The sequence below is a fragment of the Advenella alkanexedens genome, assembly GCF_019132845.1.
In the GTDB taxonomy this organism is placed as follows: domain Bacteria; phylum Pseudomonadota; class Gammaproteobacteria; order Burkholderiales; family Burkholderiaceae_B; genus Advenella; species Advenella alkanexedens.
Genome location: NZ_JAHSPR010000002.1, coordinates 378697 through 402129, shown reverse-complemented (window position 1 = coordinate 402129; position 23433 = coordinate 378697). Strand labels below are relative to the sequence as shown.

Below are 23433 nucleotides of genomic sequence, written 5' to 3'. Positions count from 1 at the left end.
TCAACATGCAAACGTCACAACCACTTTGACGTCCCAAGCGGAGAGGGTTACCGTTCCCACGCTGGAGCATGGGAACGAGCCTAGCATGGGAACCAGTCTGGTGACTCAGGGTTTAACGTTTATCCTGCTCTTGCAGCCACTGTTCCCTGCCATAGGCATACCCCGGAAACTCGTGTTCAAGCGTGGTTTGTCCCCGAAGCAGGCGGTTTGCCAGATCGATTACGTTTTCAAGTTCCGTTTCATTACGCACTTCCAGCGGTGCCACCAGCTCTACTCCGGTCGCCCATGAAAGACATTCACGTTGCCAACAGGGTTTCACGGTAAAATCCATTCCCTCTTTTTGCAATCTCTGGTTGATCGTATCCAGCCTGTCATAATATTGCCGGGTTTCATCCGTGCCTGGAGGCACGGTATAGCTGATGATTTTTTTACGTGAGCGACCAACCGGTTTGTGGTTGGGGATGCCGTCATCAAAAAGTCGTCCATTGACCGGAGAATGACCGGCCTCCTGGCGGGCCTGCTCATCAAGCGCCTCAGCATAAACGAAGCGCGGATGCTGCCACCAGACCATCACGCGCCGGTCTCCCAGAATAAAGCCGGCGTCACTCCACCAGGACAAGTCATCCGGCTTTTTTTCATCATAGGAATGGATCACATATATGCCATTTTTCATCACCCATTTACAGCGACGGTGATAAGCCTTTTGCGCCTTACGCAGGCGTTCAAATCGTTCAAGTTTCATAATGGCGCCTTTGAAAACGGATGTTTTTCCCACCCTCCCAAAGCAAGTAATTATTCTCCATGGCCTGTTGGTAAGCCCAGGACGCAACACGGTGAGAGCGCCGGATATCCGTCAGGAACCCCTGACGGGACAACTCGGCCGTAATAAGTGAATCATGCTGGACATTACGTTCCTGCCATTGTTGGCGATAATTTTCTGCGGCCAGAAAATTGCTTTTTTGCGAATTGCACGTACTGTCCGCCAACACAAAGTTATGTCCGGTATCCGCTGGATATAACGACCAGGGTATGAAATGGTCCACCGCAACTTTTTTGTTCTTCAGTGACTGATTGCAGTAAAAACAGCGGCACTGTTGCAAATCCATTAAAAAATCGGCCACTTTACCCAGCTGGTTCCGGGTAGGTGCAAACAGGAACGCATTCAGGTCTGGCAGGCCATCCAATACGGGCAGGTTGTTTTTATTTTCCCGCACAAAATCCACCCAGCGCTTTTGGCACAACTCTTCGATCATTTCGCTAAACTGCCTTAAGCAATACATCACCTTGGGCAATAACTGCAAATGATGCCTCGATGCATCCAGATGATATAAAAACTCAATACTTTGGCCATTCAGGTTTTGCAAATACACCACTGGCATTCTTTTAACGGTGCCGGCAACCGCTTTTTTCAGCTTCAACCATTCAGCGGCATTTTGCCTGGCCGCAGCCAGGGTTTTAAATTTTTCCTGTGCCGCCAACACCAAATTCACAATACTGGCCTGTGGCCCCGTGCTTTGCTGCAGTACAAAAGGTGCCTGCTCATTAAACTGATAAGGTCTGGCCTGCCACCAGTACAAATCAATGAATTTTTCTGCAATATCAAGATAATCCAATGTCAGACATTCACCGGTATCCACTCCCTGCTCAATAGCCAGCCTGGACAGACTGATCAGCAAGGCAAATTTATAAGTGGATGTAAAGCTTCCCGATTGCAATATTGTCTGGATCTGCTTCAGAAATCTTAACTGCTCTTGTGGCGTGGGAATCGAAATATCTTCAAGCATGAAATATCCATTACTGGTCAACAGTATCCAATCATCGCTCAACGTCACACGGAGGTTGAAATTAAGAAAAAGACTCATGTTGATTTTAAGGACTTTTGTAACTATTGTGGAAAATACCTACGCATCACCCATCATCAAGCACAAACCTGAGCTGAATAAAATAAAAAACCATTGAAACCCTACTGTCAAAGTGGTATTATTTTTTCAATAAAAATAACAAGTTGCATCAATAAGCAAGTAAATTTCCAGTGGTAGTTCAGTGGTTCAACACAACATTCGGATGTACATACATCAGGAGGGTTTACCATGAGTCGCAGGAAGCTTAAAGAGCAGGTTTTTATAACAGGAGTGGGTTGCTCGCGGTTTGGAGACCTGCTCAGCACACCGGAGTTAAAAGGAACAAGTATCCAGGAACTGACAGCAAGGGCAGTTAAAGAAGCACTGGATGATGCAGGTATTTCAGGTCAGGATGTCGATGCCGTCTTTGCCGGCAATGCAATGGTTCACAGCTCGCAGGTGCCGGGCACCTATTCCCAGTTATCAAAGTGGACAGGCACCCAGTTCAAGACCGGGGTGCATTTTGAAGCGCAATGCTCAACCACCAATGTAGGCGCTGCCATGGCTGCCATGGCCATTGCATCGGGCGCCTACGATACGGTTCTTGTTTACGGGTTTGAAACAACCCGGACTAAAGTCAAAGACTTCAGCCCCTACGAGCGTGAACCAATATCACACCAGCAAACCTGGTTATGGACTGATATGGCCGTCAACCAGGCATATAGCGTGCCGCAAGGTTACGATATTTTCTCGGTCTATAACGGTCTGGTCGCCTTGGGCTATTGCCGGAAATACGGTCTATCAATCGAAGACTTTGAAAGAGGCATGTTCGAATTGTGCAGAACGCGCAGACTGCATGGTTCGATGAATCCAAAGGCAAATATCCAGGAAACCCTGGAAGATCGCGCTACGCGCAAGGGTTTTTCTGACCCGTACGATCTCTGGCTCTCGGACGAACACAACCCCCGGGTTGCCTGGCCCTCCAGGTTGCTCAGCCTTGTCACCACGGCAGATGGTGCATCGGCCATGGTCCTGACCCGTGCCAGTCTTGCCAAAAACAATCGTTCCAAACCGGTCGAATTAAAGGGTTTTGGCATCAGCTACAGTGATCTGCCCTGGTACGGTGAAGACCCCACCTATTGGGAATTTGACAGGCGTGCCACAGACCAGGCCATGGAGATGTCAGGCATCACCGCCAAAGACATCGATTACCTGCACACCCATGACTGTTCGCATATTTCAAGTATTTGCACCGCTGAAACCATAGGCTATCTTGAGCCGGGCAAAGGACTTGAGGCAGCCCGTGAGGGACGGCTAAGGTTTGATGGGGACCGACCGATGTCAACCCACGGAGGACGCCATGCGTTCGGCCATGCCTGGGGTGCCAGTGCCGGCTCGGATACCTATGAAGCCGTCCTGCAAATGAGGGGCCTCGCCGGTGCAAGGCAACTGCGCAAGCCTCCGGAAATATCACTTATCCATACTCACGGTTACGCCATGATCGGCACGGTTATGGTTTTGGGAGGAGTTTAATATGAACGACATTATTGAACAGCCAAACCTGATTCGCTGGTACTACGAGGGCCTGAAGCAGGGTGTTTTTTGGGCGATGAAATGCAAAAAATGCAAAAACGTCACGTTTCCCCCAACCGGGTGCTGTGAGCATTGCGGCAGTTGGGAAGTAGAAGGCATAACACTAAGCGGTGATGCCACCCTGCTTTATGCAACGCACAATATCGCGCCAGCCTGCCACCCCCGGTTTGAAAAGATTGCGCCCTATGTATATGGTCATTTGCAACTTAAGGAAGGGCCTATTGTCCAGGCGGTCATACTGGGCGTGGAACCCACCCCCGAGGCCTTGCACGACCTCTTCAATCGAGGGCCGGTTCCTGCCAAGGCGGAAACCATTGAAATGGAAGACCTGCCCATTCTTGGCTTTCGTGTAACGCTTTAAAGGAGCGCTGACACAGTCCATGCTCTTTGAATTGACCCTGGCTCCTGTGTCATGGCTTCTGCACCAGTGATAAAGCCTATTGTGCCCCTGACTGATCCACGAAAATCAGGTCTTGTGTTTTGAAACCCCGACTTTCCATTTTCGCCAGCAGTTCTTTTTTAAGCGTTTCATCAATGGTTGGGGTTCTGGACAACAGCCACAAAAAATCTCTATTGTGGCTGGTTATCAATGAGTATTCGTAATTCTTGCCCAGATCAAAAATAACGTAAGCGCCGTAAAAAGGGCCGAAGAAAGAAACCTTCAGGTAACCCTGATTGCTGTCTTCCACAAAATAGGCCTTGCCTTCAGCGTCTTCCCATTTATTTTTAGCCGTATTAAAGCCACGGTTAAGCACCTTGATGCCACCATCCTCACGAAGCGTGTATTCTGCGCTTACCTGCTGCAGTCCGCGTTCGAAAGAGTGGTCCAGCCGTGCAATTTCATACCATTTGCCCAGATAGCGCCGGGAGTCAAAATTCTGAACGGGTTCTATCCCTTTGGGAATGCCCGTACAACCTGTTAAAAATACAAACAAAAACATTAAAACATAGCGCATTTAACCAAACTCCCGGATTAATGAGTTACCACCTACTTGATTCCTTGCAGGAAAACGGGTTTAAACAATAGAACTGTACGCAAATACCGCCCAGATGGCTTCCTCAACAATGGCAAAAGCGGCAAAACCTTTATGAAACCGCAGTTGCCGGGTACGCATGGCAATGCCACACAGCACCACAAAAACACTGATGTGCATTATATAGGGCAACCCCAGATACGCCAGGTAATCTTTCCCTTTCAGCGTGGTGTCCAGCAAATCCGTCACGTTCAGCGCAATCAGCAAGCCAAAAAACCAGGCCCGTCTGGAAAGGAAGTAGTCATCCATCCTGTTGATATGATCTATTTTGTCCGGATAAAGAATGGTGCAGGTAAAAAAGTAAAGCGAGGCATAGAAAAGGATGAACAGATATAGTTCAAAACTCCATACCACCGTGTTGGACAATCTGATTTGAAACCACCAGAAATTGACCATGTCCAGCAAAAGAAAAAAAGTCCAGCCAATATGAACAAAAAACACATGATTTTTATTGGGTTGCTGAACAAAACGGCTTAACCCGTTAAGCAAACGGGTCATGCACAAGCCGGTAATTATCCCAACAATGATACGGACATGCGTGAACGTATCGGCTTTCAAGGGGGAAGACAGGTCGATCATCCAGGGCTCCAGGCTAAGATTGGTTTATGCCTTACCGAACCCATACATTACGGGATGACGACCAGTTGAGCAAGTGATAAATTGGGCTTAAATATCCAGACTCAGGTATTTGATCTCGATATATTCCTCGATGCCGTATTTGGACCCTTCGCGTCCCAGGCCCGATGCTTTCACGCCACCAAAGGGTGCCACTTCAGTTGAAATGGCTCCCGAGTTAATACCCACCATGCCATACTCCAGGGCTTCGGCCACCCTGAAAACACGGCTGATATCCCGTGTATAAAAATAGGCCGCCAAACCATATTCGGTGTCATTGGCATAGGCAATGGCTTCTTCTTCATGATGAAAACGGAAGACAGGAGCCAGGGGACCAAACGTTTCCTCCTTGGCCGCTATCGCATTAACGGGCACATCAACCATGACGGTAGGCTCAAAGAAAGTACCACCCAGCGCATGGGGTTTGCCACCCGTCACGATGCGGGCGCCCTTTTCAAGGGCGTCCTCGATGTGTGACTTGACCTTGGCCAGTGCATTCTGATCAATCAGGGGCCCCATGGTGGTTTCCGGCTCCATCCCGTTGCCAACCCTGAAGTTTTCTACCGCCGCAACCAGTTTCTGAACAAAGGCGTCGTAAACCTTGTCATGAACATACAGGCGATTTGCGCAGACGCAGGTTTGTCCGTTGTTGCGGAACTTGGAAATGATTGCTCCCTGAACGGCTGCGTCCAGATCGGCATCTTCAAACACGATAAACGGAGCGTTACCGCCCAGCTCCAGGGATACCTTCTTGAGATCGTGCGCACACTGGGCCATTAACAGGCGCCCCACCTGGGTGGAGCCGGTAAAAGACAATTTGCGTACCAGTGGATTGCCGGTTAATTCAGTGCCAATGGCAATGGCATCACCCGTTACCACGTTGAACACACCCTTGGGGATGCCCGCACGCACCGCCAGCTCGGCCAGGGCCAGTGCGGAATATGGTGTTTGGGGCGCTGGCTTCAGGACCATGGTGCACCCAGCCGCCAAGGCAGGTGCCGCTTTGCGGGTAATCATTGAAGAGGGGAAATTCCAGGGAGTAATGGCTGCCGTGACACCCACCGGCTGTTTAACCACAATCACGCGCTTGTTGGCCTGTGGCCCGGGAATCACATCACCATAAACCCGTTTGGCCTCTTCGGCAAACCATTCCACAAACGAAGCGGCATACAGGATTTCTCCTTTGGCTTCAGCCAGGGGCTTGCCCTGCTCCAGCGTCATCAAACGGGCCAACTCATCCTGATGCTCAAGCATCAGTTCAAACCATTTACGCAATAGTTGTGAGCGCTCCTTGGCAGTTTTTGCACGCCAGGCCGGCAAGGCATTATTGGCCGCTTCAATGGCCTTCCTGGTTTCTGCCGCCCCCATAATTGGAACCGTACCCAACAACTCACCAGTAGCCGGGTTCAGGATGGTTTGCACCTGTCCTGAGTCGGCATCCAGCCATTGGCCATTAATGTAAGCCTGCTGATGAAATAAACCTGTATTTTGCATAATAGAAACCTTGAGTCGACTGGTAAAACCGAAAACGGACTATTCAGATAATAATTCAGTTTTCAATCAGATGCACCATTGTTATGTTCGTTTTTCTTGAACTCGTAAAGATCCTGATGTTCAAGTTCACCCAGCAATTTATTGATTTTTTCAAGAAACTGGACATTTTTCAGTAACTCTTTTTCTTCGAAATGACCAACCAGATAATCCTGCACGGCCTGACTCAAATGATTGCAATCCACCGCCAGTTCATGTCCCTCCTTGGTCAGTTCAACCATTACCGAACGATTGTCTTTTTCAGAGCGCTTGCGCTTGATCAGTTTACGTTTGTTCAGCACCTGCAATTGCGTTGAAATGGTGGATTGCGGCAGGCCAAGCCGGCTAACCAGATCACCCGTTTTCATTTCCCCGTTATCCATCAGGAGAACCAGCATTCTGGCTGAATAATGGTTAAGTCCCAAATGACGGAAATGCCGGTTGCCGATCTGCAGAAAACGGGCACCAATCAAATGGAAAAGATACGATAGCCTTGAATCCAGCCTGTCTGATGATTTATTGTTTGTAATATCCATTATCGTCCCAATGAAGGTATTCATGGCATTCTGGCAAACAACGCATGGTCAGCGTTAAAATGTGCCGGGATAGAAGCCGCCATCAAGAAGAATGTTTTGTCCCGTTAAATATCCTGCATGGGCGCTACACATTGATGCGCACATCATACCAAACTCTTCTGGCTTGCCGTAGCGAAGGGCCGGTATGGTTTGTTGATGCTCCTGACGATAGTCCTCAAGCGTCGTCGATGCCTGTTTTGCCAAATAATCCAGCGTATTGCGTAATCTGTCCGTATCGAAAAAACCGGGCAACAGATTGTTGACGGTGACATTATGCTGAACAACCTCACGAGCCAGACCCGCCACAAAACCGGTCAGGCCCGCCCTGGCGCCATTGGACAACCCCAGTGCGGGAATGGGCGCCTTCACCGCACTGGATGTTATGTTCACGATACGTCCAAAGCGGTTCTGGATCATGCCATCAATGGTCATGCGAATAAGTTCGATTGAGCTGAGCATATTATCATTGAGGGCACGCGACCAGTCATCGATCGACCACTCGCGAAAATTGCCCGGTGGCGGGCCTGCAGCATTGGTGACCAGAATATCCGGACGGCTGCATGCCTGCAAAACACGCTCACGACCTTCTGCGGTAGTGACATCGGCCACCACATAATCAACCCGGCCCCCGGCCGTTGCCTGAATCGTTGCGGCAGCCTGCCGCAAGGTGCTCTCGGTTCGGGCCACCAGGGTAACATCAACACTTTCTTTGGCAAGTGCCTGGGCGCAGGCAAAACCCAGGCCTTTGCTGGCACCGCATACCAGTGCCTTTTTCCCTGCAATACCAAGATCCATTGTTACAATCCTTTAATTCCAAACTATTTACTTGATTGGTGAAAATGAGGCCGGCTGCAGGATTTTGCTTTCCTGGCTGATCAACATCGGTGCCACCTTGGCAAAAAATGCCTGCCATTGCTCATTGGCCGCCAAGGCAGCCCGCCTGGCGGCCCTGTCTTCAAAACTTTGATATTGCCACAAATGCACCGTCTGATTCAGAGTACCGAACTCAGACGTGAAATAAGCAACCATATTGCCCAGGATGGTCTTCTGAATGGCCAGGCCTTCTTTCTCATACAAGGCCATGAACTGTGGAACCATACCAGCCTTGAAGGTATAGGTTCTTTGCTCTACAAACATGTTTGCTCCTCGTCACCGGCAAAATGCCTGACCCATTTGTGATAATGCTGAATCGCAGGCTCATTACGGCCAATGGTAAAGAAACGATTGCCCCCCGCGGGCAATCCCTGCTGGATTTTATACCCCATGGGATAATCTTCCTGCTGCACCGCCTGCAACACGGTTGCGCTAAAAGCTTCGGATTTGTTTTTCTCCTCTTCAGTCTCCGGCACTTTGGCCACCAGGACCGTTTGCAGGGTTCGCGTTGTTTCGGGCGTTGCCCCGGGAAAAACATGACTGACCAGACAATGGTCGCCCAGCACACCCGAAATGGAAAGGTTAGGAAAAACAGAATGGATTTGCCGCAAGTGCAAATCGGGATCCCAGTCTTTTTCTTCCTGCGCTTTCATTTCCGCCAGCGTACGTCTGGCAAACACCAGACGCTGGTGCGGGCCATATGTATCATGCAGCATTAAGTTGCCAATCGTGTAGCGTCCAACCGTGTTGGCATGCAAGGTATTGTGATGATAGGCCTCAAGATAACCGTCCCAGGCCACTTTCCAGCCGGGGCCATCCAGCCAGCGCTGCTCGTAAATATGCCAATTGTTCAACTGCAATCCATCCAGCTGCTCTTTAAAATCTTGCAGCCACTCATCAATGTCAAAAACCTTACCCGGAGTCAGGCAGACCCAGATCAAACCACTTTGCTCGGCACAGGGCAATTCGGTCAGTGAATGCGTGGCCGGACTCACGTCCCCAAACGTGTTGGAGCCATAAATGCCTTTCAGTTGGCCGTCAAGACCATATTGCCAGGCATGATAGGGGCAAACGAACCGTTTACCCTGTCCTTTACCCTCCTGACATACCGGTGCCCCACGATGACGACAGGCATTAATGAACGCATGCACCTGCCCGTTCTCATCACGTGAGAGCAGAACGGGCTTATCCATCACGGTCATGGCCTTATAGCTGCCAGGCTCAGGCAGCTCGATACTCATTGCCAGTGCCAGGGGCAGTTCCATGAAAATAGCCTGTTTTTCTCTCTGAAAACGTTCAACATCGCCATACAAGGTAACGGGCAACTCAAGGGTGCTGGCGGCCTGGTCGGTTCCTTTCGTGTCAAAATGCGCCAGGGCCCGTCTGGCCAGCTCAATTTTTTCCATTCTTGTCTCCATGATCCTTTCCTTATTTCCAGTAAAACCGTGCTTATCAGGCATGGTTTTTTTCAAATTCCTGCCAACTGGGCAATGATTCGGGATAGTCTGCTGGCAGACGCTTCCCGCCCACCACAAGCCGGTCCTTTCGGTTCAGGATCTGACCATATTCGCTGATGGGGGTGTAATACAGAAAATGAATGCTTCTTCTGGCGTATTTCCACTGTCCATTTACTCTTGCATAAACATCTTCATATTTCATCGCTGCCATGCTTCCTTGACCATCCGGCGAAGTCTCTGCATGGCTTAACACAATACCCGTTGCCCTATCGGGATCATCATGATCAAATTCAACAATATGATCATGCGTCCAGTGATAGGCAGGGCCCCGAATTTTAAGCATATTGATAAACATGGCCTCGATGGCCCCCTTTCCATGGGCCTTCATGACACCACTGGGCGAGTCAAATACAGCGTCTTCGGTGAACAGGGAAAGCAATGCCGGCATATCATGTTCATCACAGGCCATGGCATAACGCGTACCCAACTCAATAATGGCGTTACGGGACTCAAGGCGATCTATTCTTTTAACCAGGCTGTCAATATCAGTCATTTTTTTTCCATTAATAAAATTTGTTGGGCAACCAAAGAATGATTTCGGGGAAGATGGTTACCAGCACAATAAGAAGCAGCATCATTAATACAAAAGGAATGGCCCCCACGCAGACATCGTTAAAAGCGCCGCCATTTTTCCGAATCCCCTGCACCACAAAAAGATTGACCCCGATCGGTGGCGTGATGAGCGCAATTTCCATCAAAATCGTTAACACAATTCCGAACCAGACCGGATCAAAACCCAATGAGGTCATCAAGGGGAAAACCAGTCCGATCGTCGTCAGCATCATGGAAAAGGTTTCCATGAACATGCCCAGGATCAGATAAAAAACCACCAAGATCATCAGGGTTTCCAGGGAAGTCAGATTCAATGTCTTGATGAATTCGGTGGCCGACTGGATGACCCCCATATATCCAATCACCACATTCAGCAGCATGGCGGCAAAAATGATCAGCATGATCATGGCGGTTGTTTTAACCGTATTTTCAAAACACGCCAGCAACATGGGAACGGTCAGTTTCTTTTCCCACCAGGCCAGTCCCAATGCAAACACCACGCCAAAGGATGCCGCTTCGGTAGGCGTGGCAATACCGGCATAAATAGAGCCAACCACTCCCATAAACAGAATCAGCGGCCGTACCAGATCAAGCAGCACCGTCATTTTTTCCGCCCATGTGCTTGACTGCTTCTGTCCGGAATAAGAGGGGTTGATCAGGCAGGCCACAATGATCACCAGTGAAAACAACACCACTAGCAACAATCCTGGCAAAATACCGGCCAGATAAAGCTCGGGGATGGAAGTCTGTGTTAACACACCGTAGACAATCAGCACCACCGAGGGGGGAATGAGAACACCCAAGGTACCACCGGCAGCGATAGAACCCAGAAACAGGGACTCTTTATAACCGCGCTTGCCAATTTCAGGATACGCCACGGTACCTATGGTGGCGGCGGTTGCCACGCTGGAACCGGAAGTTGCGGCAAAAATGGCCGAAGAACCGATATTGGCGTGCATCAGACCACCCGGCAACCACGACAGCCATTTGGATACGGCCATATACATTTTCTCAGCCAAACCGGCACGCAGAACTATTTCACCCAGCAAGATGAACAAGGGTACCGAGATCAGGATGAATTGGGTACTGGCATCCCAGATGAAACCGCCAAACGTCAACGACATGCGTCCGTCTGTGTATGCCTGATCGAGCCACATTGTCAGCAGTCCCAGCACAGACGCCACGGGTATGCTCATGAATACCAAAACAAGCAAAACGGCGACGATGAGTAAAAAAACCATGATGATGTTCCTGTATTTACCAATTACTCATGAGTTGAAGGAATGCAAGCCACTTTTGCAGCGGCCTGTCTGTCGCCAGCCAGCAGTAACAAACCCGTATAAACCACCAGAAAGGCGGCATTCAGGGCAAACATGATGAATCCAACGGCCCATGCCAGTTGTGGAATCCATAAAGGCGTTTGCAAGGCACTGGTTGACATGGATGAAAACTCGATGGACTCCATGAAAGTCATCCAGGCCTTGCTGGCCAATAAGACCGAGAAAACCAGCAGACTTAACAGGGAGAGCCAGTCCATGATCCCCTGAAGGGGTTTAGGCATATGTTGATAGGCAAAGTCGATCCGTACATGGGTTTTTTCAAACAGGCAATATGAAAAACCCCATGTTGTTGAGATGGCAAAAATATAACCGGCCAGTTCGCCCGAACCGCTGAATTTTGTTTGAAACAGATAGCGCATCAAAACCTCAATGAACACGCCAATCGAAATCAATAAAAAACCGCCACCACAAATCCAAACACCGAACCGGGAAATCCGATGCAGGAAACGGTATATATCTGACAACATTACTCTTACTCCAGAAGACATCGGATCTGACTCATCAGCCACATCATGCCTGTTTATTCCGCACGCATGCCTACCACCTCACCGACTGTGCTGTTCCAGTCATCCACGCAAGTGGCGCTTCGGGTTTTGCAACGGCTTGCCCAATTGCGCACCACCTTGTCATTGATTGACTGCTTCAGCGCTTTTTGCGCCTCTTCTGTCAGCCTGACCAGCTTCATATTGCCATTCTCGGTATCACATGAACCAGAAGTAATGCAATTGAGGCCCTGCTCGTTATTCCTGGCCGTTGCCTGCCACATTTCCTCTTCCAGTTTGGCCACTTCGCTTTCAATCAATTTTTGCGTATCAGGGGATAGCTTGTCCCAGACTTTTTTGTTAACGGCCAGGAATGAGGCGGTATAACCCAATGACAGGTTCACATTATGTGTGGCCACCTGCCACCACTTGGCATCATAGGCAGAGCGAACGCCCGAAACACCGCAATCAATGGTGTTTTTCTGCAGACTTTGCAGCACCTCACCAAAAGCGACCGGAACCGGCACGGCATCCAGCGACTCAGAGATAAAGTCAGAAATCGAGGCACCAAAGCTTCTGATTTTCAGGTTCTTGAATACCTCCAGACCCACTTCAGACGGTGTGTTTTCCGGCAACTTGCATTGCATATTGGTTTCGTCAAAGGCATACAGCATAAGTATTTTAGAATTGAATTTTTTCTCAAACTCTTTGTTCAGCACCGGAAGATAGGCATTCATGGTTTTACGGAATGTGGCCAGATCAGGAGACACACCCGACAGGTCCCCCCCTTCAATGACCGGACTGTCACTGGAAACATAAAGAAAAACCCCATGGGCAAAATCGAAGGCCCCGGCCCTCAGGTCTCGCATGATCTTCTGGCCGTCCATACCCAGCTCGGTCAATGGCTTGGCATTGGCCGTCAACTTGCCCCCTGAAACGGCAGGCAATGTCTGGTTCCAGAATTTGTCTTCCCTTTTCCAGTGGTCAAGCTGCCCCCATGTTCCAACCACGGCAAATTTTTTCGTATCAATGGATTGTGCCTGTGCGGTATAAGCCAGGGTCAGCGATAAGGCGGATGCCATCAAAAGCGTACTGATAGGTTTCATATATGTCTCTTTGATAATTGGTTTAAGTCTGTATTAATGCCTTGAAACTGCAAAATCAATTGAATGCCGGCATGACCGCATTTTTACTAATCCGTTGCCCCATAGAGGGAATATGCCAGCCCGACAAACGCTTGTGTGCGGGTAATGGAGAAAGGTCAAGCGATTGGCCATTCTTGATCACGTGCTGAATAAGCCGGGTCTCCCCCAAGAGGGAAATTTGCTGGGATGGATCGCCCTCGATACACAATATGTCGGCGTAGCAGCCGGGTTTGATCAAACCCAGCTCACCGGACATTTTCATGGCAAAAGCATTGTCTGCCGTTGCACTGCGAATAGCCTGCAAGGGTGTCATGCCAAAATGATTGACAAAAACCTCCATTTCACGATGATGCCAATCTCCGTAAGGCACAGCGGTAAAGCCGCTTTCACTGCCACAAATCAAAGGAATACCGGCGGCAATCAGGCGTTTCATTGGCTCGACCGATTCCTGGATTTCATTTTTAAACAAGTCGATCAGGGCCTGGCTGGTACCAATTTGCGTGCCAAAATCCGCGATATTGGCCTGAAATGTTAACGATGGGCAAACCGGTATGCGTTTATCAATAACCATCTGAATGGCTTCTTCATCCATGCCTGTCGCATGAAACAGCATGTCAAAATCAGCCTTGGCTGCACGTTTAACCGCTTCTGCACCCCGGCAATGCCCCATCACCGGAACCCCCATGTCATGTGCAACCTCACACACCAGATCCAGCTCCTTCTGGCTCCAGCTGCAACGCTCACCCAAGTGGGCATAATGCGGCACCACCCCTGACACATGTACCTTGATCCAGTCCACACCCTCTTTTATCTGGCGACGCACTTCCTTGATAATTTCATCGTCCCCCTGCACCACACGGTAATAGCCGGTCACACCCTCATCGGCGATTAAATGACCGGCGGTTCCACCCACACCCGTGATTAGGGCATAAGCACCGCAGACCATGCGCGGACCTTCCACGTAACCGGCATTGATGGCATCACGAAGATCAAGCGAGTTGGCAAATACCGAATCGGGATCAAGAATTGAAGTCACACCGGCACGCAGTACTTTTTTGGCGTTATACGAAGCAACCAATACCGACAGGGCATTACGCCGTTGATGAAAAATCTCAAGATTCGAAGAGGCGTCATCAAAGCTCAAATGACAATGTGAATCAATCAGCCCCGGCATAACAGTCAAACCACTGGCATCAATCCGTTTGACCTGATCCAGATGCATCACCTGCTGATCAGCTTCCTGCCCGAGTGCCATAATTTTGTCATCACGCACCAGAACAGAAGCGGCAAAAGGTGCAGCACCGGTCCCGTCAATGACCTGTCCGCCATGGATGTATAAATGCATTCCCATATTTATTCTCTTGATATCAGTGCCTGTTCAGGTCCGACAAAGCAATTTGCGTGCGTTGTCTGCCAGAAAACCAGGAAGGGCATGACTGTCCAGATTGTCAGGCATATCCCAACCGGCAAAGTTGGTCCCATAAACCAAATGATCGGCACCAAATGTTTCGGATAAAAGCTCTATCCCCTTGGGGTGCCCAATATGCGTGTCCACCCAAAGTCGCTTGAGCATGGCTTCAAAATTGCCTGTTTCCCTGAGCGAAGCCGGTGACCAGGGCCGTTTGCGGGCCGCCTGCGCCATCCGGTAACGGGTCATGGCCACCGCACCACCACCATGACTGATACAAATTTTCAGGTTTTCGTGCCGCTCCAAGACCCCACCATACACCAGGGATCCGATGGCAAGCGTTTCCTGACAGGTAAACCCTGCCACAATATCCAGTTCAAAATGACGCAAAACCGGATCCCCTTCCGGACCATCAATACCCGCTGGGCTCGGATGAATATAAAGGGGAACCCCCAGTTCAGCCGCGGTTTCATACACAATATCCATGGCAGGGTCATGCAAACGCAATGGCATGTCTGTGCCAAAGCCCGCCCCCATCAGGTTCAACTCATTAACGGCACGTTTCAATTCCTCGCTGGCTGCTTTGGGATCCTGCATTGGCAAGGCGGCAAAAGCACCCAATTTTTGACTGTTGTTACCGACCAGGCGAGCGACCGCATCATTGTGAATCCGGCAAAACCGGATGGCTTCCTGAGCGGGAATAAAATGAAAATAGGTAAGTGGATTAGGTGAAAGCACTTGGTAATCAATACCGCTTTCTGCCATTTTTTCAAGACGGCAATCCACATCCATGAAGGGACTGCCTTCATACTTCACGCCATTCAGGCGGTATGTTTTTCCTATTTGAAAATAAGGCGTATTATCCGGATACTTACCCAAGAACGGCCCATAATCACCTGCTGCCCCCATAGTTTCAGCCAATACAATATGGGCATGCATATCAATGACTGAAGCGTGCTTCAACCCTTCCTGCTGATTCATTTTGTCTTCCTCACTGCCTGCGCAATTTATTCACATACATATGTGAATGTACTTTTAATTTATTCTATCGATATCGATAATATCGTAGTCGATATAAATTATTGATTAAAAGACAACCTCACCATATTGGTATTTATACCTAGCTATAAAAATATGTTTTTTTTTCAACCCGTTAATTCATGGTAATCTGTCAAAAACATACCTGCCCCCATTCATCCACAACTTGTTAATACCGTGTTTCCAAACCCATTCCACGATCCAAGGAGTGAACAATGAGCGATACACCCGAACGTTACGGCAGTTTGTCCCGATGGTTTCACTGGGGAATGGCCATATTGATTGTCTGGCAATTCCTGAAAATAGGCGACCTTATTAATGAGGGCGAACACTGGATAGGCCAAACCCTGGTGCCATGGCATATTTCCATCGGTTTTCTGATCCTCATTTTGGGGATTGTGCGTGTGTACTGGGCAATCAAACAGTCTGCACATCGCCCGAAATTAAGCGGCCCACTGGCACCACTGGCCAGAATCGGTCATTTCCTGCTGTATCTAGTCATGCTGCTGCTACCGGTTCTGGGCATTTTCTATATGGTTGGCAAAGGTTACGGACTTAAGGTTTTTGGCATGCAATTGATCGAAAGAAGCGAAACGGGCATCGCCTGGATGGCCTCTGTGGGCAGCCTGCACGCTCCCGTGGCCGTGCTGTTTCTTTTACTGGTGATTGGTCATATTGGTGCGACGTTTTACCATCATTTTATTTTACGTGACGATACGCTTAAACGCATGACGCGTTAAAACAAAAAAAGATCCCCAGCCTGCTGGTATCAAATCCAGCAGGCTGGGGATCATTCATGACTGCTTATGCTTATGTGTGACGAAATTTAGCCTTTGTGCCCTTTCGGGCATCTGCCTGCCCTAACATTACCCAAGCAGTTTTGGCAGCCACAGCGAGATGGCGGGGATATACGTCACAAACACCAGGAAACCCAGCAGTAAAATCAGCCATGGTGAGGCGGCTTTTATCACTTGGCCAATTGTCATTTTTGTAATGCCTGCCGTCACAAACAGATTCAAGCCAATAGGGGGTGTTACCAGACCAATTTCCAGGTTAACCACCATAATAATACCCAAATGAACCGGATCTATCCCCAGCTCCATGGCGATCGGAAACAGGATAGGAGCAAGGATCAAAATAATACCGGTGGGCTCCATAAACATGCCGGCAATCAACAACAGAATATTGACGACAATCAGAAACTGCCAGGCAGCCATGTCCCAGGCAATAATCTGTTCAGCAATGATTTGCGGAATGCGTTCTGTCGTTAACACGTGTGCAAACAGCAGTGCGTTAACAATAATGAACATCAGCATGATCGTTACCTTGGAGGCATCCAGCAAAACCCCGGGTACTTGCTTTAACCCAATATCACGATAAATGAAAACGGCCACAACGAAAGCATACACCGCTGACACAGCCGCGGCTTCGGTAGGTGTGAAAACCCCTCCATAGATACCGCCCAGGATAATGAATACCAGGGCCAGGCCCCAAATAGAATCACGACCAGCTGTTAGCAATTCTTTGGCTGACGCACGCGGTTGCAGGGGAAATTTCTTGATACGGGCAATGATATAAATGGCGACCATGAGCAACACACCCAAAGCGATGCCCGGTATGACACCTGCCATGAACAATGCCCCTACCGAGGTTTCGGTGGCCGCACCATAAACCACCATCACAATGGACGGCGGAATCAGGATACCCAGTGTACCCGCATTACAAACCACCCCAGCGGCAAAGGGCTGTGAATACCCCGCGCGAACCATACCGGCAATAACAATAGAACCCACGGCAACCACCGTTGCCGGAGAAGAGCCGGAAACTGCGGCAAACAGGCAGCAGGCCAGGACCGAGGCAATCGCCAGGCCACCATGCAAGTGCCCCACCGAAGCATTGGCAAAGCGGATCATTCGGCGGGCCACGCCCCCTGTTGTCATGAAGGCGCCTGCCAGCACGAAAAACGGGATGGCCATCAGTGTGAAATGCTCGGATGTCTCATACATTTTAAGAGACAGCGAAGCCAGTGAGTCTGTACCGAAAAACAGAATGGTAAGGATGGAAGACAGCCCAAGAGCCACCGCGACAGGCGTGCCCATGAACATGAACACGAACAGCATGACAAAAAGTGCGATAGTGGTCATTTGCGCTCCTGCAGGTTATCGGAGTGGTCATCATCATTGAGATGTTTAAGCGCGTCTTCAGCCTCATCACCAAGCAACTGGCTACGGTGTCCACGCAGCATATGAAACAGCACTTCGGCAAAGCGGATAAACAGCATTAAAAATCCAATGGGAAGCACCAGACGAGGTACCCATTGGGGAATGGGAATATCCTGCGCCAAAATACCAATCATGTACATTTTATCTACGTATATCCAGGCACCATAAAAGACGATAACGGTATAACCAAGACAAAGCAGGCAGGCAATAATCCCCACCACATGGGCAATTTTTTTAGGCAGGATTTTGATCAGGGCATCCACCCCGATATGGGCGTTCACCCGCACGCCATAGGCCAGGCCCAAAAAGATCAGCCCGGCAAACAGGAAAATGGACAATTCAAGCGCCCAGACGAAACTGTAATTGAATATGTACCGCGCAATGACCTGAGCAAAAGTAACAAGTGTCATTGCTGCCAGCAAAAAAGCAATCAACCCTTCTTCAAGTCGATGAAACCAGCGGACATTCATGGTTGTACTCCATGTTTTTAGAAAAAAGAAAAGGGCCTTTGCGTCGGTATCCCTTCAATGCAAAATAAATGGCTGATTACAAACGTCTCTATTAAACACAACAACCCGTCCATAACCAGCCAACATTTTTTATTGGTTGGCTTCCTGGGCCGCCTTGATCAGATCTGCGCCAATATCACCCTCAAACTTTTTCCAGACCGGTTCCATCGTTTTACGCCAGGCTTCCACATCTTCCTTGGACAATTGAACAACCTTGGCTTTGTTGTCGGCGATAATATTCTGCTTGTCCTGTTCATTCAGCTTGGCAGCCTCTTCGTTGGCAAACTTGGTGGCTTCATCCATGGCTTGTTGCAGGCCCTCACGAACATCAGCAGGCAATCCATCCCACCACTTGGCGTTGGTCACCACCATGTAGTCAATCACACCGTGGTTGGTTTCAGCAATGTTTTTCTGAACCTCATGGAATTTTTGTGAGTAAATATTGGACCAGGTGTTTTCCTGACCATCCACCACCCCGGTTTGCAAGGCCTGATATACCTCGCTGAAAGACAGTTTTTGCGGGTTGGCACCCAAAGCCCGAAACTGGGACTCAAGCACGTCAGATGCCTGGATACGGAATTTCAGGCCCTTGGCATCCTCGGGGCGCTGCAATGTGTCTTTGTTGGTGGATAGTTGTTTCATGCCATTATGCCAATAAGCCAGGCCCTGCAACCCACGGTTACGCATGGAGTTCAGCAGCTCTTTACCCTTGTCACTTTGCTGAAAGCGATCCACGGCTTCCATGTCGTCAAACAGGAATGGCAGATCAAACAGCTGCACTTTTTTGGTGTAACGATCAAACTTGGACAGTGACGGTGCAATTATCTGCACGTCGCCCAGCAACAGGGCCTCCAGTTCTTTGCCATCCCCAAACAACTGTGAGCTTGGGAAAACCTGAACCTCAACCTTGCCAGGCAACAGCTTTTCAGCCACCTCTTTGAATTTGAGGGCCCCCTGCCCCTTGGGAGTTTTGTCGGCAACCACGTGACTGAACTTGACAACGATAGGCTTATCGGACGCCAGGGCACTGCCGGAAAAAGCCAGTGCACAGCTCATACCCACTGCACTCAGGATGCGCATAGCAGTAATTTTCATGGGAATAGTCTCCGTATTATTAACATTAAATATTTTCCGTGCACCGAGAACTGTTTATATCAAATACACGAATTAATAACCCGCTTTCAGTGTAACAACCTGGAGCAAAAAAATTACCTAGGACTTACCATAAATGGAGCTGCTTAATCCCTATGCACGGCCAACCAAATCGTGGCCTCATCCTTGGCTGTAAAGACAACCCGATGCCGGCATCCGGCAGGCAACCAACAATGGTCTCCCTTTTGCAAAACAACCAGATCTTCCTTTCCTTCAACCTGTAACGCAGCCCTGCCTTGCAAAACCATCACCCACTCATCCCAATCCTGTTCATACCAGAATCCGGGTGGACTGCCCTGCCCGTGTGACACAATGCGCTCAATACGCAGTCCGGGCACGGCCAGCAGGTCGTCAAAAGACTCCTGTCCCGTAACCATGGGCAACTGTTCGAACAGATTCTTCAGCATCATGTTTTCCGTAAAAGCTGCCAATTTGTGCAAGCCTGACCTCAGACCTGTGTGGGCAGGGCTTGCATCATTTGAGCAGGTTTTTCTATACCATTTTTCGTAAAGTAAGAATTTGTTCGCTGCGGCCAAAAGGACCATGGATGTCGTGCAGTACCGAGCTGGTCAAACCTATGCCATCTTCGCCATATTGTTGCACTGTTTCAAGGCCCAGCCATTGTCCGGTGGGGTATCGGTGCATATGAATTTGCAGGTCCAGGTTGGGAAAAGCCCAGGCAAATTCACCATCCTGTCTGGGTACAATGCCGTTGGCGGTATCCACCATGCCAATTAAATGCGCAAAGGGGGTGGTTGGCTGGCCTTCAACCATAGCCAGATCATTGTTTAACCACACAATACCCTTGCCAGTACGGTTGTTTTCATCGGCTCTGGTTTCAAGGCTGTGAATATAGCCGCCTGGCCAGCGCCGCAGGCCGGTCCAAAGCGGGTAGGTTTCCGGGTGAAGGATTGCCTGATCTTCAAGTCCGCCGATGTGTTTGCTGTCTTGCGTTGCCATGCGCCAGGCCCGGGCAACAATACAGGTTTTGCCATTGGCCTGCATGTCGGATTCAAGCAGCTCGATGGTTTTTCCGGCACGGATAATGCGGGTGGTAATGCTGAATTCGCCAAAATGGATCAAACCGAAAATATCAAAACTGATGCGGCCTATCCGCATGTCTGCACGTGGTGCAAACTGTTCAAGTTCCACGGCCATGACACCGCTGGCCGGTGCCATATGTTGTTCATGCGGGTTCCAGGCGCCCTGGGCGTGGATGGTTGAGCAATATTGGGTGGTTACCGATCCGTCCGGGTTAACGGTTCTTTCCAGAAATTGATAATAAGCAGGCATGGGTTTCCTCTTGATGCATGTCTCCTGGCCAAAGCAGCAATGTCTGGCAGGGTGTTTTTGTTTTATACCGGTTTTTAGTCCGGTTTAGGTGTCATGTTGTGCAAGTATGGTACTAAAAAAGCGTGCTGAATATCAATTAGGTGACAAGAGCCGTTTTTTAGCTTGAAGTATATTGTTTGCAACTTGTCATTTGTTAAGCGCAAAGGCGCAATAATGTTTGCAATGGGCATTGTTAACTTTGTTTGCCGCCCGTATTCACAATAATAAGTCCACTCAGGGCCAGCACCGAGCCCACCAGGAAAGTGGGTTCCAGCGGTTCATCCAGCAGCAGTATGCCCAGCAGTACGCCAAATAGGGGCGTCATGAATGACAGCACACCCAGGCGACCCGTCAGGTATTTGCGCATCAGCCATATCCAGGTGAAATAACTGGCGCAGGAAATGACCAGTGTCTGGAAACCCATGCTGGCCCAAACCAGTGGCGTGCTGTTGAATGTTATTTGATGGGTAAAAAATGCCACCGGCATCAGGAAGATGAATCCGCCGAATAACTGGTAGAACAGGGTTTGGTTGGGTGGCGCTTCGCTTAGACGGCTGACTCGTACCGCCACGGTTGTCATGCCCCAGGCAAAACCACCACATAAACCCAGCAAGTCGCCCAGTAATTGGTTGGGGATGGCGTCGTTTTGGGCTTGAGGGGTGAGCAAAAAGGTAATCAGCAAGCCCGTGAAAGCCAGTGCCATGCCAAACCATTGGCGTGGATTCAGACGCTCTTCAGGTAAGCGCAGATGGAGTCCGATAGCGGCAAACAAGGGGGCCGTATACATGAAAACAACCATGTGTGAGGCTGAGGTCCAACGTAATCCTTCGGCAACCAGCATGAATTCGGTCGCGAACAGAAAACCAACCACCAGCCCGGAGCGAAAGGCCACGCCTTGAACCCATTGGTCGCGTGAAAACAGGCGGGTAAAGAGTAAAACCAGCACGGCAGCAACGCCGGAGCGGATGGAAACTTGCAATAGGGGAGGGATATCTGCGGCAACGGCTTTGATGGCGACTTGTTGAAGCCCCCATATCAGGCAAAGCAACACCATAATTGCGCTGGCCTTGCCATCTACTGCTTTCCTCATTTTATTGCATGCTCCGTGCAAGATCTTTTAATATTTGCATGTATTTTCGTTAACAGCGTATCTTACTTATGCCTTTTTTTGTAGAGATACCCCCAACTTAGGCCAACGATGGCTGCAGTCAGGGAAGCCAATAATACACCCAGCTTTGCGGCCCCAAGCAGATTGGGATCTGCCAAGCCAAGCGTGGCAATAAAAATCGACATGGTAAAACCAATTCCTGCCAACAACCCAACCAGACTGATACCACCCCAGCTCAATCCGGGGGGGAGCACACACCATCCCAAACGGACGACCAGCCAACTGGCGGCAATTACGCCAAACGGCTTGCCAATTACCAATGCCAGCAAGATGCCCAGTAACACCGATTGTGAACCCCCCATTGCCAAATCCACCCCATCCAGGGTAACCCCTGCATTAGCCAGCGCAAACAATGGCATAACCCCATAAGCCACCCACGGATGCAGGGCCATTTGAACGCGGGTCACCGGTGCCATCAGTTCACGCTGGGCACGCTTAAGCTGCTTCACGGGTTCTGCAAGGTGATTGGGTGAAGCATCTTGCTTATTGAGATGAGAAAACGTATTAATGGCCTCTGACGCCAGCATTAAAGGCGGCTTTTTCATGCGACCGGGCAATACTGGTGTCATCAGACCCAGCACAACACCCGCCAGGGTTGGATGCGCCCCCGTTTGCAACAAACCTATCCATAAGACAGCACCAGGCAACACATAAGCATAAGCCGAAGTGGTGCCAATCATCTGCAACCCAAGCACCATTATGATTCCCAGTGCCGCAATCAGCAAGCCACTGTAATCCAGGCCGCCAGAATAAAACACGGCAATAATCAGCACAGCCACAATATCATCAATAATAGCCAAGGCCAGCAAAAACACCCGGACATTGCCGGGAATGGATCGCCCCAGCAAAGCCAGTACGCCCACCGCAAAGGCAATATCCGTGGCGGTAGGCACTGCCCATCCGGCACTATTGGGGGGAGCGCTATTAAAGAAAAGATATATCAGGGCCGGTGCAACGACACCTCCCATGGCTGCAGCAAGTGGCAATGCCGCAAGCCTGAAATTGGATAAGGCCCCTTCATGAATTTCCCGGCGGATCTCCATCCCGACCACGAGAAAAAAAACAGTCATGAGCGCATCGTTAATCCAAAAGTGCAACGATTGCGAAAATACATAAGTGCCAATACCAATGGAAAATGGCGTGTGCCAAAGATCGTGATAACTTGCCGAAAAAGAGGAATTGGCCCAGATCAATGCAATGGTTGCTGCCACTAACAAAACGATACCGCTGACCGCTTCAATATGAAGAAAACGGTCCAGTGTTGAAAAGGCGCGCTCAGCCAAAATTTGCGCACGTGGCAAAGACTGCCGTGACGGGTGTTGGTTCATAAGTATGTACGCTCCGCGTGGCGGCCCGACCAACGCATTAACCTGTTTCACTGCAACACCGCAGTGCTAACACCCGCGAAAATTCTACCTGAAATAACGATTATGTACAAGCCAACAACAGGATTGAGCTAACACCCTGTTGATAAGCTGTTTGCTTATTCCCATGCAACCAGAAAAAA

General features: G+C 49.7%; 25 protein-coding genes. 3 read left to right on the top strand and 22 right to left on the bottom strand.

All coding sequences use genetic code 11. The features are described 5' to 3' along the window. Positions 1-112 precede the first annotated feature (112 nt). Entirely contained in the window at positions 113-742 is a 630-nt protein-coding gene (locus KU392_RS04350; protein ID WP_217734652.1) for a hypothetical protein, read from the bottom strand. Next, entirely contained in the window at positions 732-1784 is a 1053-nt protein-coding gene (locus KU392_RS04345) for an HNH endonuclease (protein WP_169295516.1), read from the bottom strand. The genes KU392_RS04350 and KU392_RS04345 overlap by 11 nt, the downstream gene beginning before the upstream one ends. A 306-nt stretch (positions 1785-2090) precedes the next feature. Between KU392_RS04345 and KU392_RS04340 the strand changes: the two genes are divergently transcribed. Then, positions 2091-3374 carry a thiolase family protein gene (locus tag KU392_RS04340; protein WP_169295517.1) on the top strand — a complete coding sequence of 428 codons (1284 nt, stop codon included), beginning with the start codon at positions 2091-2093 and terminating at the stop codon, positions 3372-3374. Position 3375: 1 nt separating this feature from the next. Further along, on the top strand, positions 3376-3795 hold the full coding sequence (locus tag KU392_RS04335) for a Zn-ribbon domain-containing OB-fold protein (RefSeq protein ID WP_169295518.1): 420 nt from the start codon (positions 3376-3378) through the stop codon (positions 3793-3795). A gap of 76 nt (positions 3796-3871) precedes the next feature. Here KU392_RS04335 and KU392_RS04330 read toward each other — a convergent pair whose 3' ends face one another. The 13 genes from KU392_RS04330 to KU392_RS04270 all read right to left on the bottom strand — a co-directional run bounded on the left by KU392_RS04330 (position 3872) and on the right by KU392_RS04270 (position 15486). After that, on the bottom strand, positions 3872-4390 hold the full coding sequence (locus tag KU392_RS04330; RefSeq protein WP_169295519.1) for a lipocalin family protein: 519 nt from the start codon (positions 4388-4390) through the stop codon (positions 3872-3874). Positions 4391-4450: 60 nt separating this feature from the next. Then, the gene (locus KU392_RS04325) at positions 4451-5047 is read right to left on the bottom strand and encodes a hypothetical protein (RefSeq protein ID WP_217734651.1); all 597 of its coding nucleotides are present in this window, start codon (positions 5045-5047) and stop codon (positions 4451-4453) included. Between the two features lie 87 nt (positions 5048-5134). Then, positions 5135-6577: an NADP-dependent succinate-semialdehyde dehydrogenase gene (gabD, locus tag KU392_RS04320; RefSeq protein ID WP_217734650.1), complete on the bottom strand. Its 1443-nt coding sequence runs from the start codon at positions 6575-6577 to the stop codon at positions 5135-5137. A 62-nt stretch (positions 6578-6639) separates the two neighbouring features. Then, positions 6640-7149, bottom strand: a complete 510-nt coding sequence (locus KU392_RS04315; RefSeq protein ID WP_169295522.1) for a MarR family winged helix-turn-helix transcriptional regulator — start codon at positions 7147-7149, stop codon at positions 6640-6642. A 54-nt stretch (positions 7150-7203) separates the two neighbouring features. Further along, entirely contained in the window at positions 7204-7983 is a 780-nt protein-coding gene (locus KU392_RS04310; protein ID WP_217734649.1) for an SDR family oxidoreductase, read from the bottom strand. Between the two features lie 27 nt (positions 7984-8010). After that, positions 8011-8325, bottom strand: coding sequence for an NIPSNAP family protein (locus tag KU392_RS04305; RefSeq protein ID WP_217734648.1), 315 nt, complete (start codon positions 8323-8325; stop codon positions 8011-8013). Continuing rightward, positions 8316-9479 (bottom strand): aromatic ring-hydroxylating oxygenase subunit alpha, encoded by a 1164-nt coding sequence (locus KU392_RS04300; RefSeq protein WP_217734647.1) that lies wholly within the window; start codon positions 9477-9479, stop codon positions 8316-8318. The genes KU392_RS04305 and KU392_RS04300 overlap by 10 nt, the downstream gene beginning before the upstream one ends. Before the next feature lie 34 nt (positions 9480-9513). Then, positions 9514-10071 (bottom strand): nuclear transport factor 2 family protein, encoded by a 558-nt coding sequence (locus KU392_RS04295; RefSeq protein ID WP_217734646.1) that lies wholly within the window; start codon positions 10069-10071, stop codon positions 9514-9516. 10 nt (positions 10072-10081) lie between these two features. Next, complete coding sequence (locus KU392_RS04290) at positions 10082-11371, bottom strand: TRAP transporter large permease (protein ID WP_217734645.1); 1290 nt, start codon at positions 11369-11371, stop codon at positions 10082-10084. Positions 11372-11394: 23 nt separating this feature from the next. Continuing rightward, positions 11395-11937 carry a TRAP transporter small permease subunit gene (locus KU392_RS04285; protein WP_217734644.1) on the bottom strand — a complete coding sequence of 181 codons (543 nt, stop codon included), beginning with the start codon at positions 11935-11937 and terminating at the stop codon, positions 11395-11397. Positions 11938-11990: 53 nt separating this feature from the next. After that, entirely contained in the window at positions 11991-13058 is a 1068-nt protein-coding gene (dctP, locus tag KU392_RS04280; RefSeq protein ID WP_217734643.1) for a TRAP transporter substrate-binding protein DctP, read from the bottom strand. A gap of 55 nt (positions 13059-13113) precedes the next feature. Then, on the bottom strand, positions 13114-14448 hold the full coding sequence (locus KU392_RS04275) for a metal-dependent hydrolase family protein (protein WP_217734642.1): 1335 nt from the start codon (positions 14446-14448) through the stop codon (positions 13114-13116). A 27-nt stretch (positions 14449-14475) separates the two neighbouring features. Continuing rightward, positions 14476-15486: an amidohydrolase family protein gene (locus tag KU392_RS04270; protein ID WP_217734641.1), complete on the bottom strand. Its 1011-nt coding sequence runs from the start codon at positions 15484-15486 to the stop codon at positions 14476-14478. A gap of 272 nt (positions 15487-15758) precedes the next feature. On the opposite strand from KU392_RS04270, the gene KU392_RS04265 reads away from it, so the two are divergent. Continuing rightward, a complete protein-coding gene (locus KU392_RS04265; protein WP_217734640.1) occupies positions 15759-16283 on the top strand; it encodes a cytochrome b in 525 nt (174 codons plus the stop codon). 126 nt (positions 16284-16409) lie between these two features. On the opposite strand, the gene KU392_RS04260 is transcribed toward KU392_RS04265, so the two are convergent. From KU392_RS04260 to nhaA, 7 genes are all read right to left on the bottom strand, one after another. Next, positions 16410-17687 carry a TRAP transporter large permease gene (locus KU392_RS04260; RefSeq protein WP_217734639.1) on the bottom strand — a complete coding sequence of 426 codons (1278 nt, stop codon included), beginning with the start codon at positions 17685-17687 and terminating at the stop codon, positions 16410-16412. Continuing rightward, entirely contained in the window at positions 17684-18235 is a 552-nt protein-coding gene (locus tag KU392_RS04255; protein ID WP_200239465.1) for a TRAP transporter small permease, read from the bottom strand. Before KU392_RS04255 ends, KU392_RS04260 begins: the two co-directional genes overlap by 4 nt. Positions 18236-18364: 129 nt before the next feature. Further along, entirely contained in the window at positions 18365-19369 is a 1005-nt protein-coding gene (locus tag KU392_RS04250) for a TRAP transporter substrate-binding protein (protein ID WP_211182406.1), read from the bottom strand. Positions 19370-19512: 143 nt separating this feature from the next. Next, on the bottom strand, positions 19513-19836 hold the full coding sequence (locus tag KU392_RS04245) for a cupin domain-containing protein (RefSeq protein WP_169295528.1): 324 nt from the start codon (positions 19834-19836) through the stop codon (positions 19513-19515). Between the two features lie 82 nt (positions 19837-19918). Then, complete coding sequence (locus KU392_RS04240) at positions 19919-20719, bottom strand: thioesterase family protein (protein WP_217734638.1); 801 nt, start codon at positions 20717-20719, stop codon at positions 19919-19921. Positions 20720-20951: 232 nt separating this feature from the next. Further along, a complete protein-coding gene (locus KU392_RS04235; protein ID WP_169295530.1) occupies positions 20952-21848 on the bottom strand; it encodes a DMT family transporter in 897 nt (298 codons plus the stop codon). A 62-nt stretch (positions 21849-21910) separates the two neighbouring features. Next, on the bottom strand, positions 21911-23254 hold the full coding sequence (nhaA, locus tag KU392_RS04230) for a Na+/H+ antiporter NhaA (protein WP_217734637.1): 1344 nt from the start codon (positions 23252-23254) through the stop codon (positions 21911-21913). Positions 23255-23433 lie beyond the last annotated feature (179 nt).

Excerpts from the sequence above, each read along its gene's own strand:
- dctP (WP_217734643.1), bottom strand. The coding sequence starts at position 13,058 with ATGAAACCTATCAGTACGCTTTTGATGGCATCCGCCTTATCGCTGACC.
- KU392_RS04235 (WP_169295530.1), bottom strand. The coding sequence starts at position 21,848 with ATGAGGAAAGCAGTAGATGGCAAGGCCAGCGCAATTATGGTGTTGCTT.
- KU392_RS04260 (WP_217734639.1), bottom strand. The coding sequence starts at position 17,687 with ATGACCACTATCGCACTTTTTGTCATGCTGTTCGTGTTCATGTTCATG.
- KU392_RS04315 (WP_169295522.1), bottom strand. The coding sequence starts at position 7,149 with ATGGATATTACAAACAATAAATCATCAGACAGGCTGGATTCAAGGCTA.
- KU392_RS04240 (WP_217734638.1), bottom strand. The coding sequence starts at position 20,719 with ATGCCTGCTTATTATCAATTTCTGGAAAGAACCGTTAACCCGGACGGA.
- KU392_RS04305 (WP_217734648.1), bottom strand. The coding sequence starts at position 8,325 with ATGTTTGTAGAGCAAAGAACCTATACCTTCAAGGCTGGTATGGTTCCA.
- KU392_RS04245 (WP_169295528.1), bottom strand. The coding sequence starts at position 19,836 with ATGATGCTGAAGAATCTGTTCGAACAGTTGCCCATGGTTACGGGACAG.
- KU392_RS04275 (WP_217734642.1), bottom strand. The coding sequence starts at position 14,448 with ATGGGAATGCATTTATACATCCATGGCGGACAGGTCATTGACGGGACC.
- KU392_RS04270 (WP_217734641.1), bottom strand. The coding sequence starts at position 15,486 with ATGAATCAGCAGGAAGGGTTGAAGCACGCTTCAGTCATTGATATGCAT.
- KU392_RS04325 (WP_217734651.1), bottom strand. The coding sequence starts at position 5,047 with ATGATCGACCTGTCTTCCCCCTTGAAAGCCGATACGTTCACGCATGTC.
- KU392_RS04345 (WP_169295516.1), bottom strand. The coding sequence starts at position 1,784 with ATGCTTGAAGATATTTCGATTCCCACGCCACAAGAGCAGTTAAGATTT.
- KU392_RS04290 (WP_217734645.1), bottom strand. The coding sequence starts at position 11,371 with ATGGTTTTTTTACTCATCGTCGCCGTTTTGCTTGTTTTGGTATTCATG.
- KU392_RS04300 (WP_217734647.1), bottom strand. The coding sequence starts at position 9,479 with ATGGAGACAAGAATGGAAAAAATTGAGCTGGCCAGACGGGCCCTGGCG.
- KU392_RS04310 (WP_217734649.1), bottom strand. The coding sequence starts at position 7,983 with ATGGATCTTGGTATTGCAGGGAAAAAGGCACTGGTATGCGGTGCCAGC.
- KU392_RS04350 (WP_217734652.1), bottom strand. The coding sequence starts at position 742 with ATGAAACTTGAACGATTTGAACGCCTGCGTAAGGCGCAAAAGGCTTAT.
- KU392_RS04335 (WP_169295518.1), top strand. The coding sequence starts at position 3,376 with ATGAACGACATTATTGAACAGCCAAACCTGATTCGCTGGTACTACGAG.
- KU392_RS04265 (WP_217734640.1), top strand. The coding sequence starts at position 15,759 with ATGAGCGATACACCCGAACGTTACGGCAGTTTGTCCCGATGGTTTCAC.
- KU392_RS04285 (WP_217734644.1), bottom strand. The coding sequence starts at position 11,937 with ATGTTGTCAGATATATACCGTTTCCTGCATCGGATTTCCCGGTTCGGT.
- nhaA (WP_217734637.1), bottom strand. The coding sequence starts at position 23,254 with ATGAACCAACACCCGTCACGGCAGTCTTTGCCACGTGCGCAAATTTTG.
- gabD (WP_217734650.1), bottom strand. The coding sequence starts at position 6,577 with ATGCAAAATACAGGTTTATTTCATCAGCAGGCTTACATTAATGGCCAA.
- KU392_RS04295 (WP_217734646.1), bottom strand. The coding sequence starts at position 10,071 with ATGACTGATATTGACAGCCTGGTTAAAAGAATAGATCGCCTTGAGTCC.
- KU392_RS04250 (WP_211182406.1), bottom strand. The coding sequence starts at position 19,369 with ATGAAAATTACTGCTATGCGCATCCTGAGTGCAGTGGGTATGAGCTGT.
- KU392_RS04330 (WP_169295519.1), bottom strand. The coding sequence starts at position 4,390 with ATGCGCTATGTTTTAATGTTTTTGTTTGTATTTTTAACAGGTTGTACG.
- KU392_RS04340 (WP_169295517.1), top strand. The coding sequence starts at position 2,091 with ATGAGTCGCAGGAAGCTTAAAGAGCAGGTTTTTATAACAGGAGTGGGT.
- KU392_RS04255 (WP_200239465.1), bottom strand. The coding sequence starts at position 18,235 with ATGAATGTCCGCTGGTTTCATCGACTTGAAGAAGGGTTGATTGCTTTT.